This window comes from Treponema sp. OMZ 838 (genome assembly GCF_000775995.1).
Classification (GTDB): Bacteria; Spirochaetota; Spirochaetia; order Treponematales; family Treponemataceae; genus Treponema.
Window position 1 is genome coordinate 79,135 of record NZ_CP009227.1, and the last position, 16,804, is coordinate 95,938.

Annotated in this window: 12 protein-coding genes; 8 read left to right on the forward strand and 4 right to left on the reverse strand. The window is 44.7% G+C overall.

Annotation, left to right across the window (positions count from 1 at the left end; all coding sequences use genetic code 11):
• Positions 1 to 12: 12 nt before the first annotated feature.
• From QI63_RS12345 to murQ, 3 genes are all read right to left on the reverse strand, one after another.
• On the reverse strand, positions 13 to 4,653 hold the full coding sequence (locus QI63_RS12345; RefSeq protein WP_052185435.1) for an InlB B-repeat-containing protein: 4,641 nt from the start codon (positions 4,651 to 4,653) through the stop codon (positions 13 to 15).
• 119 nt (positions 4,654 to 4,772) lie between these two features.
• On the reverse strand, positions 4,773 to 5,690 hold the full coding sequence (locus QI63_RS00350) for an N-acetylglucosamine kinase (RefSeq protein ID WP_044012823.1): 918 nt from the start codon (positions 5,688 to 5,690) through the stop codon (positions 4,773 to 4,775).
• A gap of 18 nt (positions 5,691 to 5,708) precedes the next feature.
• A complete protein-coding gene (gene murQ / locus QI63_RS00355; protein ID WP_044012828.1) occupies positions 5,709 to 6,611 on the reverse strand; it encodes an N-acetylmuramic acid 6-phosphate etherase in 903 nt (300 codons plus the stop codon).
• 330 nt (positions 6,612 to 6,941) lie between these two features.
• On the opposite strand from murQ, the gene QI63_RS00360 reads away from it, so the two are divergent.
• The 8 genes from QI63_RS00360 (at position 6,942) to QI63_RS00390 (ending at position 15,184) form a co-directional block, all read left to right on the forward strand.
• On the forward strand, positions 6,942 to 7,586 hold the full coding sequence (locus QI63_RS00360; protein ID WP_044012831.1) for an L-2-amino-thiazoline-4-carboxylic acid hydrolase: 645 nt from the start codon (positions 6,942 to 6,944) through the stop codon (positions 7,584 to 7,586).
• Between the two features lie 114 nt (positions 7,587 to 7,700).
• Positions 7,701 to 7,829, forward strand: a complete 129-nt coding sequence (locus QI63_RS13390; protein ID WP_255347352.1) for a BrnA antitoxin family protein — start codon at positions 7,701 to 7,703, stop codon at positions 7,827 to 7,829.
• 11 nt (positions 7,830 to 7,840) lie between these two features.
• Positions 7,841 to 8,671 carry an alpha/beta hydrolase gene (locus QI63_RS00365; protein ID WP_052185436.1) on the forward strand — a complete coding sequence of 277 codons (831 nt, stop codon included), beginning with the start codon at positions 7,841 to 7,843 and terminating at the stop codon, positions 8,669 to 8,671.
• Positions 8,668 to 9,945 carry an ABC transporter substrate-binding protein gene (locus tag QI63_RS00370; protein ID WP_044012834.1) on the forward strand — a complete coding sequence of 426 codons (1,278 nt, stop codon included), beginning with the start codon at positions 8,668 to 8,670 and terminating at the stop codon, positions 9,943 to 9,945. The genes QI63_RS00365 and QI63_RS00370 overlap by 4 nt, the downstream gene beginning before the upstream one ends.
• Before the next feature lie 293 nt (positions 9,946 to 10,238).
• Entirely contained in the window at positions 10,239 to 11,153 is a 915-nt protein-coding gene (locus QI63_RS00375) for a carbohydrate ABC transporter permease (RefSeq protein ID WP_044012837.1), read from the forward strand.
• Positions 11,150 to 12,007, forward strand: a complete 858-nt coding sequence (locus QI63_RS00380) for a carbohydrate ABC transporter permease (protein ID WP_044012839.1) — start codon at positions 11,150 to 11,152, stop codon at positions 12,005 to 12,007. The genes QI63_RS00375 and QI63_RS00380 overlap by 4 nt, the downstream gene beginning before the upstream one ends.
• A gap of 147 nt (positions 12,008 to 12,154) precedes the next feature.
• Positions 12,155 to 13,564 carry a TP0584 family protein gene (locus QI63_RS00385; protein WP_044012842.1) on the forward strand — a complete coding sequence of 470 codons (1,410 nt, stop codon included), beginning with the start codon at positions 12,155 to 12,157 and terminating at the stop codon, positions 13,562 to 13,564.
• Between the two features lie 33 nt (positions 13,565 to 13,597).
• Entirely contained in the window at positions 13,598 to 15,184 is a 1,587-nt protein-coding gene (locus tag QI63_RS00390) for a peptide ABC transporter substrate-binding protein (RefSeq protein WP_235619728.1), read from the forward strand.
• Positions 15,185 to 15,202: 18 nt separating this feature from the next.
• Here the strand turns inward: QI63_RS00390 and QI63_RS00395 are convergent, their stop codons facing one another.
• Positions 15,203 to 16,780 carry an L-lactate permease gene (locus QI63_RS00395; RefSeq protein ID WP_044012848.1) on the reverse strand — a complete coding sequence of 526 codons (1,578 nt, stop codon included), beginning with the start codon at positions 16,778 to 16,780 and terminating at the stop codon, positions 15,203 to 15,205.
• Positions 16,781 to 16,804 lie beyond the last annotated feature (24 nt).

The following is a 16,804-nucleotide window of genomic DNA, read 5'->3' on the forward strand; positions in this document are numbered from 1 at the left end:
GAGGCGGTTGCATCACGGTTTCTTCAAAGTCCCATCATTATTATTTATTGACCATATTTCCGTGCCTTTCGGCGTTACCGTAAATTTAGCACACTCCGTAGAAGACGCTTGGAGAACTTTTACCCCGTTCTCATATTTTTTGGGCGTAATACGTGCAACGGTTCCTGTTTCAGTTAAAGTTCCTTCTATTGTGATAAACTTTCCCTCTTCTAGGAAAACATCATTCTTTCCAGCTGTTGTTTCAGTTGAAGGAGTAATACGGGTACTGCCGGCAATAGTAAATGTCCCTTGCTCTAAATACACACCACCGCCGCTATTTGCAGAGTTTCCTTCAATACGAGCATTTTTGACTGTTACCGTATTCTGCGTATAAATATGCATACCACCGCCGGTCTCTTTTGCCGTACAGTTGGAAATAACGACCGGATTGCTAGCAGCCCCTTCTAAAGTCAGCTTTGTCTTTAGTTCTGTATAAATACCACCGCCCTTTCCTCCTTCGACGTCTGCCTTACAACCTGTGATAGTTCCTCCGGTCATCGTAAAGGTGCTCGTACCGGCAAGAGAAACTCCTCCGCCGTATTTTGCAGAACAATTTTTAATTTCTCCCGAATTCATTGTAAATGTTCCTGCTTTAAGATAAACGCCACCGCCCTTATTAGCATTGGCTCTGTTACCGGAGATAATACCTCCATTCAACGTAAGCGTTCCTTTTTCAACATAAATTCCGCCACCGGCCTCGCTGTTATGGTTGCCAGCAGTGTTGTCGATGGCACTATTATCGGCGATAGTAGTACCGTTGGGTATCTTAAGCTCTCCGTCTGCAAGATAGATACCGCCACCTTGGGTCAGCGCCTTATTATTTTTTACCTTTACAGATTGCATTGTTACTACCACATTTTTAAGGTAGATACCTCCTCCCTTTTTTGCCGTATTACCGTCTTCCTGATTATCCCCGCCGATCGTAAATCCGTCTAAGGTAAGACTACCGCCTTCGCTATAGATTGCACCGCCTTGACGATTTGCACCTGAACCTAATACCTTATTCTTTATAAAAGAACCTCCCGTTATCGTAAGAGTGCTACCTCTATTATAAATTCCTCCTCCGTTAGCAGCACTGCATTCTTGAATATTCACATTCTCCAACGTACAGTTCGCTTGACTAAGACGTATACCGCCTCCATCGTGTTGTGCTTCACAATTTTTAATTTCCGTATTTTTTATACTCACCGTTCCCGTCGGTTCCTGAATATACATACCGCCGGAAGAAGCGGAACCTGTTCCCTTACACTTTGCAATTGTACAGCGGGTAAGCGTTAGATTCCGTCCTTTCTCAAAATAAATACCGGCTGCCTGATCTTGGGTCTCGCAATCCTTAATCGTTACCTTCGTCATCATAAGGGAACCATTCTCCGCAACAGAGACGGCATATTGTTTAGCATTGCTGAGCGTTACGTTTTCAAGTATTAATGACTTACCGCTCGTAACCTTAAAAATACTTTTAACCTTTGAAGCATAAGTAGGAACAGTTCCCGTACAATCTGCGTTCAGAGTATACGTATCGCCGCCTTTTGACTTTATGGTGATATTCTTATTTATCGTTATTGTAGATTCAGAGCTGTTCCCTTTATACGTAATATCCTGTGTTACTTCGATAACGGTGCCGTCGGAAGCACTTTGCACTTTAGTCCGTAAGTCTTCCCAACTAGTTGCCTCTATTGCCGGACTCTGACCGCCAACTGCCTCAAGCTCGCCGGAAGCGTTTATCTTCCATTTTTTAGAAGGCATACCGGCTTGGTCGGTTACCGTAAACTTTGAATGTTGCGTATTAACAGCAGCACCATCGAGAACCTTAACCGCAGTGCTGCCTGTCGGATAGCTTTCCGGTGTAATACGAGCGATAGGAGTAGTTCCGGTTAAAGTGCCGGTTACCGTGATAAGCTTTCCACCCTTTAGATACACATCGTTCTTACCGGCGGTCTGTTCATATTCTCCGGTTGAAGGGGTAATACGAGTACTACCGGATATGCTGAAAGTACCGTCTTTAACATACACGGCGCCACCTGCATCCGCAGTACATTCAACGACAAGTACATTGTCCATCGTACACGAACCGTTTTCTATATACACGCTGCCGCCATTTTTATCACCTTGTTCATGTTGGGTATTGCCCCCCGTAAGCGTTATGTTTTGAAGCGTAAGGGTTTTACCGTCTTTTACACGGAAAATACGGCTGAACGATCCGGCATCCAGTTTTTCGGAAGTCTTATTTGTACCTTGAATGGTAATATTCTTATTTATGACAATTTCACCGTTGTTACCGGCGGCGGAGGAAGCTGCTATTATATTTTTTACCATGATAACAGCGCCGTCATCGGCAGCGGCAACCCGCTCGCATAATTCTTTCCATGCATGGGTCTCCGTATTGCCGTCTATTATACCTTGCTTTTTCTTAAACTTCACCTTTACGTTTTTATTGCCGGTTACATTGGAAAGAGTATAACTCGTATTTGTATGGCCGGGGACTTCATTGCCATCAAGCATCCATTTTTCTACTTCCCAACCACCACTCGGCGTTGCGGTAAAGGTTACGCTTCCGTCGTACTCGACCGAAATGCTACTGTTCGTTGTTATCGGACTGCCTGAATTGGCTTGAATCGTGCCACCTACACCACCGTCTACACTGTAGACTACGTTGTAGGTTCGGCGCTTTACCGTAAACATTATAGTCTGTTTTACAGTATCGTCTTGAGCTGTTACCGTGATGGTAAAACTTTTTCCGGTACCTATGGGGATATTGTTGTCTGCTGGACTAACAGTCGCGATTGCTCCATCACTACCGGCACCAAAGGTAAAGTCCGTTACTGTTGCCGTGCCGGAATCTACCGTGTATTCGGTAGTAAAAGGCGCAGTTTTAGCTTCTCCGTTAAGCTTAAAGCTCTGTAAGGCTGCAACATTGTTTTTTGCGCGGGTTATACGTACCGTTTTTTCCCATGCAGGATAATTCCCCGGACTTGCCGCAACTTTTATGGTAATATTTTGAGGCGTTCCCGGCGTTAAGGCCAGCGGCAATGCAGGAGTTACGGTAAACGACATCCCTGGGTGTCCGTCAAACTCAAGGTTGATATTGCTTTGCGCCACTTGAGTTATGGTATACGGCAGGGTAACGGAACCGGTCGAAGCATTTTGACCGTGTATTTTAAGCTCAGTTAGGGTTAAAGTATTAAGAGGTACAAACTGCACACTCACACTTGTATTTGACGTTACTGTAAGCGAAGCAATTGACTGTCCGCTTCCGCCCGTAAAGCCTGTCGAAGATGAACAAGTCCAATCCCCAACCTTATAGAGAGTTGTATTTGCCGGCGTTGCGGTAAAGGTGATCGTACTATTATGCGGAACGGATTCAAATTTCAGCTCATCTGAACCGCTCGCTACCTTAGATGTGCCATTATGTGTGCCTTTTAGAGAGCCATGTCCACCGTCTACTTTAAATGTTACGGTATAGGTCTTTGGCGTCCACTGCGCAGTGTATGTCATATCTGCTGCAGGGAATGTCGGGGATGCAGACAGTGCAGGTGTCCAGCCGTTGAAGGTATAGCCATCTTTAGTAGGATTTGGAGGTTGCGTCAACGGTGTTCCCGACACACCAGTCATGGTGATAGCATGTATATTGCCGCCGATATTTCCGCCTGCAAGATTAAAGGTTACAGTCCGCGTTTCCTGCTGCAGAGTATTCGGTTTGGTAGCCGCTTTAAACGCCGGTGACATCAAACCTTTTGCGTCCTTTAATCTCACCGTATACTCTTTTTGGGGACTACCATCCTTTACTTCAACATCGGTTTTAAAATACAGCGTCCAATCGGAAGGAATATCATCCGCATTGGCTTCAAGTTTCTCTACATCCGTTACAGCTAAAAAAGCAGTATCTTTAGGTTTGATAAATGTATGTTGCGCCTCATTTACCGAAAGACGATATATTGTTCCGTTGATTTCAATACCGGCAATATCCTTATGCAAAAGACTGCCGTTGAATTCTCGGTTCATTTCGGTGGACGGCAGCTGCAAGCACAGAACATAATAAGAAGTTTCGGAAGAGGAAGCGGTTTTTGTCTGTCCAATAATACATTTTTGAATAGCCGGAGGAGGAGTATTTACTTTGAGCTTAAACGGAATGTTTTGCTTAAACACTCTGCCGTCCGTGGTATAAAGTATAATAGAAGGAGTTATATCTCCCTTGCCCCATTCATACTGCTTCAAAAAGCTCGCTGTATAGGTAAGCTTCAGCTCGGTATTTGAAATTTTCTCAAACGTATAATCTTTGCCGAATTGCGGTGTGGCAGCGCTTTTACCGGGGGCATCCGGAATATAAGGAAATGAGATAATATCGGCAGGAGCATCGGAATCTCCCGGCATTTTTAAATCTAAATTTTTAGGATTACGTACGGTAAATGTAAGGATTACGTTTTCTGTGGAGGAAACGCATTGCATACCTTCGTCATCGGTTTGCACTTTCAGGTCAAAAGGAAAATCTATAATCGATACACCGGCTGACCAATAGCTTAAATAATCTTCAATATCTGCCGTGTAGTTTTTACAGGCTATGGAAAGGCAAAACGCCAAAACTGAGAGAATAACTATCCGCACAACTTTTTTCATGTAAAACTCCGGCAGAATTCGAAACGGCTACAAAAGCAGTATTTTTCTATTCTAACTCATATTACTCAAAAAAGAAAGGTAAATACTTACAATATTTCCAATGCAATTGACACTGAAATTTAATATCTGCCAAGCCGGGCAAGAATACACGCACCGACTACCGGCTCAAAACGGCGGCGGATAATTCGCACCTGCGGCAACGCATCACAGATATAGGCAGCGGTCAGTTTTGCAAAAGAGGCTTGATGTTCCAAAATGCCGCCCGAGAATACCAATTCCGCCTCCGCTCCGTCGAAGAGAGCGCCGTATACGCTGCGGGCAAGGAGCGACAGGTCTTGAGCGGCGGTTTCCAGAATACGTGCCGCAACTGCATCCGATTGCTGCGCCGCCTGAAATACACAGGGCGAAAAAGAGGCCACCCGCGATTTATCAAAGTTTGTATACAAAAAGGGGAATAATTCCCGTATGGTGTTGACACCGTAATGGTTAAACAGCATCGGAGCCAATAGAGTGTTCCCTCCGCGCCGTTCCAAAGCGGCGGCGGCGGCTTTAATCCCGTCCAATCCTATCTTAAAGCCGGAACCTTCGTCCCCAATCAAATGGCCAAGCCCACCGGCGCGGGCGGTTCTCCCGTTCTTATCTAATCCGGCGGCAATAGAGCCGGTGCCGCTCACTACGATAATGCCTTCCGCCGTTCCGGTACCGCCTGCAAGCGCTGCCAGTGCATCGTTGCAGAGATATAGAGGACAGCGGATTCCTTCGTCGGTAAAAAAACGGCGAAAATCTTCGGTCTCTTGTTCCGTGCTCATACCGGCGGAAGCAAAGCAGCCTGCAGCACAGTTTTGCACGTCGATACCGCTTTCGGTTTTCAGTTTTTGAATCAACTCGCGGAGATTATTGCAAGCTGCGTCGAAGCCTACCGCATACCGGTTGGTAGAACCGCCCTTTACCTGCGCAATCAGCCGATCGGTTTCATCACAGATACCGAGCCGGGACTGTGTTCCCCCTCCGTCGATCCCGAAAAATAAGTGCTTCATCGTTTCCCGAACTCCCCGCTACCCTCGTTTATACACATCGAGCGCATTGTTGATATTGCCGTTCCCCTGCTTAAGCAGCGCTTCCGCTTCTTCTTTCGATACCTCGAGCGAGGCCATAATTACCGCCGTCCGTATCTTCCGTCCGGAATCTTCAAATATCTGCGCGGCACGCGCTTCCCCGCATCCGGTAATCTCGTTAATCAGCCGTTTCGACCGTTCCACCAGCTTTGCGTTCACCGGCATCAAATCAATCATAAAGTTATTATATACCTTTCCCAGCCGAATCATCGCGGTGGTGGTAATCATATTCAGCGCGAGCTTTTGTGCAGTGCCGGACTTCATCCGGGTGGAGCCGGTAACGATTTCTGGTCCGACCGGCAGATAAATAGGATAATCGGCAAGCTCGAAGGTGCGTGAATCTTTATTGCAGCTTATTGCACCGGTCGGGCAGCCGAGCGAACGGGCATAGCGGAGCGCTCCCAGCACATAAGGCGCGGAGCCGGAGGCGGTAATACCAACCAACATATCTGACGACGAAAAACCTGCGCCGCGCAGCTGATCGATACCGTGGTTTTCATCATCCTCGGCGCCTTCGATGGAACGGCGGAGCGCAACATCCCCGCCTGCGATAAAGCCCTGCACCATATCGGGGGACACGCCGTAGGTGGGCGGACATTCTGAGGCGTCCAACACCCCCAAACGGCCGGAGGTTCCCGCACCGAGGTAAAACAGCCGTCCGCCTTTTTGAAACACCTCAACCGCGCAATCGACCAGCCGCGTCAATTGCGGAATCGCCTGCGCAACCGCCTCGGGAACTTTTTTATCTTCATTATTGATAATCGTTAAAATTTCTGCCGTACTTTTCGTATCGATTTGATATGAAGCAGGATTGCGCTGCTCCGTTACGGGAATTTCTTTCATTATAATCCATCATCTCCTATTAGTGGCCTTTGAAAATATGCATACCGTCTACTTCATTACTGCACAAAAATAAATGTTCAAGGTACACTCTTATTATGCGATTTTAATCAAATCTTCGGTTCTTGTGTAGCGGGGATCCCATAAAAAGATTTCCGAGTATATCATTTTTAAGTCTTTTTTTCTATTGTTATAAAAAGCTCACAGATTATAAGGAAGGTTTTTAACAGATAGAAAAAAAGTATAAAATATTGTATAATTTGAAGATACAAAAATGATAGATATGCTATTTACGAGGGAATGATCGCGCGTGTATGCACAAGGAGAAATAGGATGGCAATGAAAATAAATTTTGAAATTCCGCAAATGTCTGCGAATTGGATCAGGAATGAACTGAATAAAAAATTCCAACCGGATGAGGCGGAAAAGAAGTACCAAGCGATTATTGAAACCTATGAAAAGTTTGCAAATGAGGCACCGAGCATCGGTGGTAAAGACAATCCGATGTCGAAAAACTTTTACGGTGCGCTCTCTGCCTTTGCGTATTATGAATGTATGAACCGCAATATGTCGCCTGATGAGATTACGGCTATGTGTTACGGTATGATGATCGGCGATAAAAAAGGTGGACAGCTTTCGCGGTTCAATCTCAACAACAGGCTCGTGCAAAAACTTTTTCACGGGCTTTTTGCGCTCAGGGCACGAAAATTGAATAAGCACAAAGAAGACGGCTCATGGAACAATACATGGGGGATGAAAATAAACCCACTAAACCGCAAAGAAGGAATCAGTATTCATTTGCTCGGATGCCCCATCGCCGATTTTGCAAAAAAGAACGGATACAGCGAATTGATGCCGTATTTTTGCGAAACGGATAAGGCGGTGATGGAACATTTCGGCGGCACTCTTTACAGGGAACATACCGTTGCCGAAGGATACGAAGACTGCGATTATTGGATAAAGAACAAAGTCGAATAATCAAACAGCGTTTATAAGCTTTTAGGGAACCTCTAAAAACCTAACCGAGTTTTTAGAGATACCCTTTGTGTCTTTGCCGTTATCACCTTGAATTTTTTACTTGAATTTTTTACATTGACACTTCCTGTATCTACAGAATATAATCTAAGGATAGATAGCGATGTGCTTGCGGCGTTGAAAGCAACGGGAAAAGGATATCAAACAAAAATAAATGATATTCTTAGGCAAGCAGTTTTAGGATAAGAAAAAGTAAGATGGCACTTGTTTATACCGAAGTTTTTGCACAATCATTTATGCGTCCGGTTTCACTGTGCGCAATTATTCCGGCGGAAGAAAGCGCGCCCGATGCTTCCGGGCAAAGACCGCAGGCGCAGGAAAACAGACCGCTCAAAACGCTTTATTTGCTACACGGGCTGTATGGCTGCCATACGGACTGGCTCACGCTTACAAATATACGCCGCTACGCAACGGAAAAACATATTGCCGTCATTATGCCGGCGGCGGAAAATGCGTTTTATATCGACGGTAAACTGCCCGGGCAGCAGTACGGCGCTTTTGTCGGGGACGAGCTGATACGGCTAACACGGAGGTTGTTTCGCCTTTCAGCGGAGCGGGAGGATACCGTTATCGCAGGGCTTTCGATGGGAGGCGCAGGGGCGATACGGGCAGCGTGTTTATATCCGCATAACTTTGGGGCCGCGGCGGGCATTTCCTCCGCTTTTTTGACGAGGGAGCAGCTTTCACCCGAACATCCCGTCTTTACCCCTGAATGGGCGAAGGGTATATTCGGCAGTATAGAGAATATGGAAAGCGAATATAAAAATGCGGTGCTCAAAATGAAAAAGTCCGTGCAGGGAAAGGCTTATCCGCAGCTCTCCCTTGAATGCGGTACCTCGGACGGTTTCATCGGTATTAATCGGGACTTTCACCGTTTTTTACAGGAACAGGGTATCGAGCATTACTATGAAGAAAGTCCCGGCGGGCATGAATGGCCGCTGTGGGACAGCGGTATTAAAAAGGTTATTAACCGATTTTTTAAATCGGCTAATATAGAAATTTTTGATAGTAAGAAAGGAGGCAAATGATGAAAAACAAAATCATTGCAGCTTTGGCAGCATGTTTTCTCTTGACGCCATGTGCATTAACGGCCATGGGTTCAAGTGAAAAAAGCAGTGGATCCGGCGAAAAAGTTACGCTGGAATTTTGGACATGGCGTACCGAGGATGTGGAATTCTACGAGAAGGTGATTAAAGCCTTTGAAAAAAAGCATCCGAACATCACGGTAAAGCAAACCGCCATTAAAAATACCGAGTATAACACGATCGTGAGCGCATCGCTGCAAGGCGGCGGCGGACCGGATGTGTTTATGGGTAGAGCGTACGGCGGTTTACAGACACTTGCGGACAGCGGGTATCTCCTTGCACTTGACAGCCTTATCCCCAATCTAAAGGATTACTCCGAACCGGCAAAGCAGGGTGCACGGAGCATTAAAGACGGTAAAATGTACGGCTTGCCCGCATTAAGCCAAGCGATCTTCTGTTACTACAACAAAGATATCTACAAAAAGCTTGGTTTAAAGGTTCCGGCGACGTGGGATGAATTCATTTCCAATCTTGAAGTTTGTAAGAAGAACAAGATTACCCCACTTGCAAACGGTTCGAAGGACGGATGGACGGTGGAAACGCTTTTAGGCGGCGTCGGCCCCAACTTTTACGGAGCCAACGACTTTTTCGATGCAGTCGTTGCCGGTAAAACAACCTTCGAAGACCCGCGCTTTGTGGATGCAGTCAAAAAAATCGGCGCATTACGCCCCTATATGCCGGAATTGTTCACCGGTGTCGGCTATACCGATATTCAAGGCGCTTTTATGAACGAAATGGCCGCACACATGATCGGCGGTTCGTATGAAGCGGGAACCTTTAAAGCAAACAATCCCTCCCTTCAATTCGATGCATTCCCCGTACCGGGCACAAAGGCAGGCAAACAGTACGTTACTTTCTATGCCGATATGAACTGGGCAGTCAATGCCAAAACAGCACATAAAGAAGCGGCGCTCACCTTCTTGCAGTTCCTCGGTTCCCCGGAAGTAGGCAATATGCTGATTTCCGATCTGAAAATGATCAGCTCTACCCCTGGTGTAGATACCTCGTTGGATCCCTTCGTCGGAAAGGTCATCACGCTGATGAAAAACAGCACCAGCTATATTTTCCTCGTTCCGTTCCGCTATGAACAGCCGACCGGCTCCGCTCTGTGGCAGGCTGCAGGACAGGGATACTTGGCAGGTACGTTAACTGCAGAACAAGCATGTAAGAACGTACAAACCGGTATCGCTACCTATTATAAACCTTTTCAAAAGTAAAAAGGAATAGCCGCTCAGAGCAATCGCATCAGACACAATAGATAAAAATCGCAGAATAATTGGGGCTAATGGTTAAAAAATAATTTTTGCGTTAGCCTTTTGAAAAGAGACGAGGCAGATACGAGGCATGAACAAAAATTACCCGCAGGCGTACTTTTTGTACGTCGAGGACTAATTTTTGTGAAATAACGAAGTAGATGTCCGTCTGTTTTCAAAAGGAAAGGTTGAACAGCCTATATTATTCTGCGGGGCTATTGAAGAGTAGTCTGATGTGATTGCTCCGGATAGAAAGTATGATAACATCAAAAACAAGTAAATTTTTATGGATCGCGTTTTTCGTAACGCCGGCGCTGCTGATTGTCAGCGTTTTTATTTTGTTGCCGCTTTTTATGAGCTTGTTCAACAGTTTCTTTGACTGGAATCAGCTTCTTCGCGGCTCATTTACCGGATTTGGTAATTTTAAAAAGTTGTTTTTTACCTTTCCGTATAATGAACGCTTTTGGAATGCATTAAAGCACAACGGTATCTGGTTCTGCTGTACAATGCTCATTCAAAACAGCCTCGGCCTGCTATTCGGATATGCATTAAGCAGAAAGATTGCAGGGCATGGCTTTTTTAAACGGGTATTTTTTATACCGGTGCTTTTTTCTATTGTAGCGGTCGGTTTTTTGTGGGGTATGTATTTAAAGAGCGATGGGCTGGTCAATAGCTTTTTGAACCTCCTCGATCTCTCATCCCTCCGGCGGGCATGGCTCGGTGACGAAAACACCGCAACCTTCGCTATCATCGCAACTAATATTTGGCGCTGGGTAGGCTTCCCTTCGCTCGTGTTCCTTGCAGCCATCGACTCTATCGATCAAAGCTGTATCGAAGCTGCGTACATAGACGGCGTCAGCGAGATGGGCTTATTTTGGAAAATTATATTCCCGCTCATCATTCCGTCCATAACGGTTATCACGGTATTAACCATCATCGGCAGTTTAAATGTTTTTGAACAGATATACACCATGACCGACCTTGGCGGCGGACCGAACTACAGTACCGACACCATCGGCACGCTTTTTTACCGCACAGCTTTCGGTTCGGTAGATACCGGTAACCCCGAAATCGGGATCGGAAGTACCATCGCCGTTATCATCTATATTATGACCTTTTGTATTTCGCTCGTATCCGTCGCAATCGGAAAAGCAAAGGAGACACAGGTATGAACATGAATTTGCGCATTAAGACTGCCGCCTCTCCAGTAAAGAACTTTGCAGTCGGCGCTATTTTAACACTGATGATTGTCTATGTTATTTTGATTGCGTATCCGCTTTTTAATATGGTCATATCCTCGTTAAAACCTACACGGGAAATCCTCCAACACCCGTTCGCCTTACCGGCCAATCCCGATTTTTCTTCATATAAACGGGTTTGGATTGATATGGGATTCAGTACCTTCTTTATCAATAGCATCATCGTAACGGTATCCTCTATGGTATTGGTTCTGCTGTTCGGATCGATGGCATCGTACGCTATCAGTCGATATGTGTTTAAAGGAAATACCCTGCTGTATATGATCTTTTTAAGCGGTATCATGCTGCCGCTGAAAGCTGCTATTATACCGCTTTTCATGATCATCAGAAAACTTGGGCTTATGGATAACTTTTTGTCGGTTATCTTGATTTTTACTGCAATGGGTATTCCTTCAACGATATTTATCCTTTCCGGTTTCTTTAAAGCTATTCCGGTAGACCTCGAATATGCGGCACGGATAGACGGATGCAATGATTTTAGTATTTACAGCAAAATTATGATGCCGGTCATTGCACCGGGAATTGCGTTGGTAACTATCTACAATGCAGTTCCTATTTGGAATGACTTCTTTTTTCCGCTTGTCTTTTTACATAGCAGAAGTCTCAAAACCCTGCCGGTCGGTCTCAGTACCTTTTTCGGACAACACAGTGCCAACTGGACGCTCCTCTTTACCGGATTAACGGTAGCAATCCTCCCGATGATGATTCTCTATCTATTTATGAGTAAGTATTTTATCAAAGGAATGACAGCAGGCGCGATAAAGTAACGGATTGCGCAGCACAAAACCCTCTAAAAATATACGGCACAGTAGTGTGCTGTATATTTTAAGTTACATTTATTCCCACACTTCGCTTTTAAGGCGGTTATTCCATAAATCATATAAAAATTTTTTTAAACTGCCGATGATGATGGTATGGAATCTACGAAAAATTTTTCTGAAGAGTTAGAACATCACATAGCCATACAACGGGAAGAGTTCAACAGGCATTTACTCCCGCAGTTACAGCAAAATTATACAGCACTCGGCAGTGTGGTAAAAATCCTCCGCAGCAATTTGCTGAAAAAGGGCTTGGTCTATGACGATCCGTATAAATACGATAGCCGTATGACCGAAATAAAAGTCCCCAGCAATGAAGCTTTTTCAGACGGTGAGCGTGCTGCCGTCGTCGGTTCCAGATTGGCACAGTATCAAACGATGCTCGATTTTTTAACTAACTCCTATCAATTTAACTGTTCATTCCTGACACCGCAGCGTATTGCATCCATGCTCGCATTGAATAAAACATTCCAGTGGTCGGCACTCAATGAAAATTCAACACTTGCAAACACCCGCGCACTAGCGGAGATTTGTAAATCGCTTCACTCCGTCTCCGATACGCTAACCGGCGGACTCTTGAGAGATTCGCTCGGACACCTTTCGAAGCTCGATACGGACATCAATAAAACACTCCGTCAGCTTGCCCGTCTACACCGAGAAGAATATAAACTAACGGTCAGAAAAAATATGCCGCCCGATTTAACGGTTACACAAGCCGATATCGCAAGCCCGATTAAATTATTAAAAACTCTAAAAAAAGCCCTCGCAGCAAACGACGAAAAACTCCCCTTCTATCATGAGCTTGTAATGGAAGTTATTAAAGAAGATTACGGTCCCGATTCGGAACATCTGCAACGGGAAATATTACGTCATTTGAACGTATCGCAAAAAGAAGATATAAAAACCAATAAACAAGAAAATATGCGGCCGGTACTTATAACAGGGCTTCGTATCCTCGGTACGACCGGTAATCATTTTGATACCTGCCTCACCAAACTCATGGCTAACCAAGAAATAATATACAAATCGCGTATGACGATTTTTACCAAGTTTTTAGAAGCCCTGAGACGTGCGTTCAATATGGAAGAAAAAAAACATGAAATTACCATATCAATTAAGGATCCTATCAGTAATTTGCAAAAGAAAGAAATAATCGTACTGGAAGATTTTACTGATAATTTAGCAAAAACAATTCGTATTTTTAAAGTCCTTGCGTCAGGCACCTCCGATCTGCAGCAGCGTTTAACGGGTATGAATAATGAACAATTACTTGAACTGTTAAACAAATATATTGTTATATGCAACGGATATTTAAAAACACTCGGCGGATTGGATGACTATTATAAATCCGGTGATGTTATCTTGCGTTCAAAAATGAAAGGGATAAAAATAGAATTGACAACAATCCGAAATGCAGTTATAAAAGCAAATCAATGCAGAGCGGAATACAATGCGAGCGTTGAAGAATATTCAAATATGAAAGAACTTGGATTGATTCATGAATAAAAAAACATATTACTGTTTCTTACTTTATGTATAGTGCCTTTTGTAGTATCTGTTGCAGCATGTGCAGAAAGTGAACCCTATCCTCAAAAAGAATTTATCGTTTCGGTTACTACCGGTATTCCGAACTTACATCCTCATGCTGCATATAATGCAAATGAAGCGCAAATTCTAACCGGTTTATATGAGGGACTGTGTACCTACGATCCCTATACATTACAGCCGGTCGCCGGATTAGCAAAGGATTGGAAGATCAGTGCAGACGGTTTGACATGGACGTTTACACTACGGGATAAGATCGCATTTGAAAACGGTGATCCTATTACCGCTCAAGTATTTTGCGATTCATTTATCAATTTGTTAAACCCTCAACTTGATTTACCGTATGCCTCGCTTTTAGACTGCGTTAAGGGCGTAAAAGAATACCGCACCGGCAAAAGCTCCGACACATCGGCTATCGGTTTATATGCGGAGTCCGATACTTCATTAAAAATCTCGCTTGTCTATCCGGCGGAACAGTTGGCCAATATACTCTGCCATCATGCATTTTCGGCAGTACACCCTTCACAGCTCAAAGCAATAACCCGTTATGCGGGAAAAAGTTCATTTATGAAACCTTCCGAAGCTTTTAAACCGATTGCAAGCGGGCCTTTTAAAATCGAAAGTTTTACCGCCGAAAAAATCCGCCTCGTAAAGAATTCCGCTTATTGGGATTTCGAATCGGTACAGCTCCCTGCAATCAGCATATTATTAGATGAAGATGCCGATAAAATGACCGAAGCGTTTAATCAGGGAGCTATTCACTGGCTTTGCGGATCTGTCAATTTAAATAAAGTAGCAGCGGCATATACCATTCACATTACGCCGATGTTTGCAACCGAATTTTTCTATTTTAAAACAAACACAGCGCCATGCAATAATCAAACACTCAGAGAAGCACTGCTCGCCGCACTCCCCTATGCTGAATTGCGTAAAGATTATTTAATTCCTGCTAAGACGTTGGTATTTCCCCTCACAGGATATCCCGCCGTACCCGGTGTTGATAAACAGGATACGACAAAGGCAGAAAACCTTTTAAAAAATATACCGCAACCCGCATCACCGCAGCCGGTAAAAATTCTCTTACCGCAAACGGCATTCTATACCGAACAAGCGGCATTGTTAAAAACCGTATGGGAAAAAATCGGAATTTTAACGGAAATTACAACCGTTCCTTTTGAAGAATACTATGACCGACTAAAAACGGATGACTATCATTTAGCGGTTATTTCGTGGATTGGCGATTTTGCGGATCCGCTTGCTTTTCTGGAATTATTCAGATCGGATTCGACTTTAAATGATTCAGGCTGGCATAATACCAACTACGAAAACTTTATCAAAAAGGCATCGGCGGAACAAAATCGCAAAGCGAGATTCGAATATCTTGCAAAAGCGGAACAATTGCTGTTAGATTCGTCGGTTATCATTCCGCTTTCTCATGTTCCTGCAATCAACGTCATTGATTTAAGTGATATAAAAGGCTGGTATGTAAACGCAGTTAATATCCATCCGTTTAAATGTATCCGCTTTGCACAGCCGGCTCCCTTACCCGGAGTTGCATTACATTCCAAAGAGAACCGCTGAACGGAAATGTGCAGCGGCTCACATCAGAAACGAGCCGGCAAAACAGATTACACCCGCAAGCAATGCATACACAACAAAGTATTTAAACACTGCCGCAAGAATTTTACTGTCGGAACCGGTAATACCGATAGCTCCTGCACCGATTGCAATATTCTGCGGACATACCATTTTACCGATACCGGCTCCCATCACGTTTGCTGCAGTAATCCAATAGGGATTTAGATTGAGCGAAAGAGCGGTTTCGAGCTGTAAATTCCCAAAGAGGACGTTGGTAGAGGTACCCGACCCTGTTATAAACGCGCCCAATACCCCGATAAGCGGCGCAACAAAGGGATACACAGGCCCGGTTGCAACAACAGCCGAACGGGCAATATCGGAAATCATCCCGCTGTATATCATCACTTTGGCAGTTGCCAAAACACTGCAAATCGTTACGAAGGTTCTCCAATATTTTTTTAGGGTAAAGCCCAACACACTTGCCATTTCGAACCATGAAGCTTTTTGAATAAGCCCTCCGCAGATAGCCGCTATAAATATCACCACTCCCGGAGTATTTATCCAGCTAAATGTGAGCGGCTTACCTCCTTCTCCCGTATAAATCATAAACGAATGTTTGAAATCCTTAATGGCGTTATGCACCGGAGGACAGAGCTTTGAGGTCAGAATTAACAATACAAAGATGAGCATAAACGGCGCCCACGCTCTAAGGCCTTCGGCAAAGCCGATATGCGCTGCCGGTACTGTTGTCCCTGCTGCGGCAGTTTTTACGGAATACTCCGATTCGATTTTTGCGGTACCGGGAGCCTCATTACGTTTCCTTTTAGCGAATTTTGCCGCAAGGATTACGCAGAGCATCGAACAAATTGAACCGACAATAGTCGGAAGTTCGGGGCCTAACAATTGCGCAAAAAGAAGATAGGGAACAAGGAACGACAGCGATGCGATCAACGTAATATGCCATACGCCTTTTAATGCCTTTACTCCTCCTCCGCAGATGACTACCGCAAGGAACGGCGAAAGAAATGTATGAATAGCCTGTATGAGTGCGGCATTTGCAGCAAGCTGCTGCAAGACTAACCCTGTAATGGAAGCAAGTGTTGCTGTCGGCACTCCTGCCGAACCGAACGCAGTCGGCGTCGTATTTACAACAAGACAAGCCGTTACCGCATTGATGGGATTAAGACCTATTCCGGCAAGAATCGACGCGGGAATAGCAACCGCAGTCCCGAACCCAGCCATACCCTCCATAAAATTACCGAACTCACAGCCGATAATCAGCATCAGTATTCTTTTATCATCGGAAATACCGATCAGCATTCCTTTGATCTTTTCCATCGCGCCGGTGTGTATCGTTAAATTGTATGTAAAAAGAGCGGCAACAATAATCAAACAGATAGGCCAGAGCGCATAGGCAGCTCCTTCAAACATAGCGGACGAGATATGTAGCGGAGGCAAGTTCCAATACAGTGCCGCTAACATTGCCGTTATCAGCAACGCAATACCGCAGGCTTTACAACTGCTCATCTTGAGTTTGCTTAAAGAAATAATAAGCCAGACAATTGGCAACATTGCAAGTATAAAATTAATCAATATCATATATTATTTCATCCTTCAGGGTAA

Bases quoted from the DNA above. Each gene is read 5' to 3' on its own strand.
- QI63_RS00395 (WP_044012848.1), bottom strand. From the start codon at position 16,780: ATGATATTGATTAATTTTATACTTGCAATGTTGCCAATTGTCTGGCTT.
- QI63_RS00375 (WP_044012837.1), top strand. From the start codon at position 10,239: ATGATAACATCAAAAACAAGTAAATTTTTATGGATCGCGTTTTTCGTA.
- QI63_RS00385 (WP_044012842.1), top strand. From the start codon at position 12,155: ATGGAATCTACGAAAAATTTTTCTGAAGAGTTAGAACATCACATAGCC.
- QI63_RS00380 (WP_044012839.1), top strand. From the start codon at position 11,150: ATGAACATGAATTTGCGCATTAAGACTGCCGCCTCTCCAGTAAAGAAC.
- QI63_RS00360 (WP_044012831.1), top strand. From the start codon at position 6,942: ATGGCAATGAAAATAAATTTTGAAATTCCGCAAATGTCTGCGAATTGG.
- QI63_RS00370 (WP_044012834.1), top strand. From the start codon at position 8,668: ATGATGAAAAACAAAATCATTGCAGCTTTGGCAGCATGTTTTCTCTTG.
- QI63_RS00350 (WP_044012823.1), bottom strand. From the start codon at position 5,690: ATGAAGCACTTATTTTTCGGGATCGACGGAGGGGGAACACAGTCCCGG.
- murQ (WP_044012828.1), bottom strand. From the start codon at position 6,611: ATGAAAGAAATTCCCGTAACGGAGCAGCGCAATCCTGCTTCATATCAA.
- QI63_RS00365 (WP_052185436.1), top strand. From the start codon at position 7,841: ATGGCACTTGTTTATACCGAAGTTTTTGCACAATCATTTATGCGTCCG.
- QI63_RS12345 (WP_052185435.1), bottom strand. From the start codon at position 4,653: ATGAAAAAAGTTGTGCGGATAGTTATTCTCTCAGTTTTGGCGTTTTGC.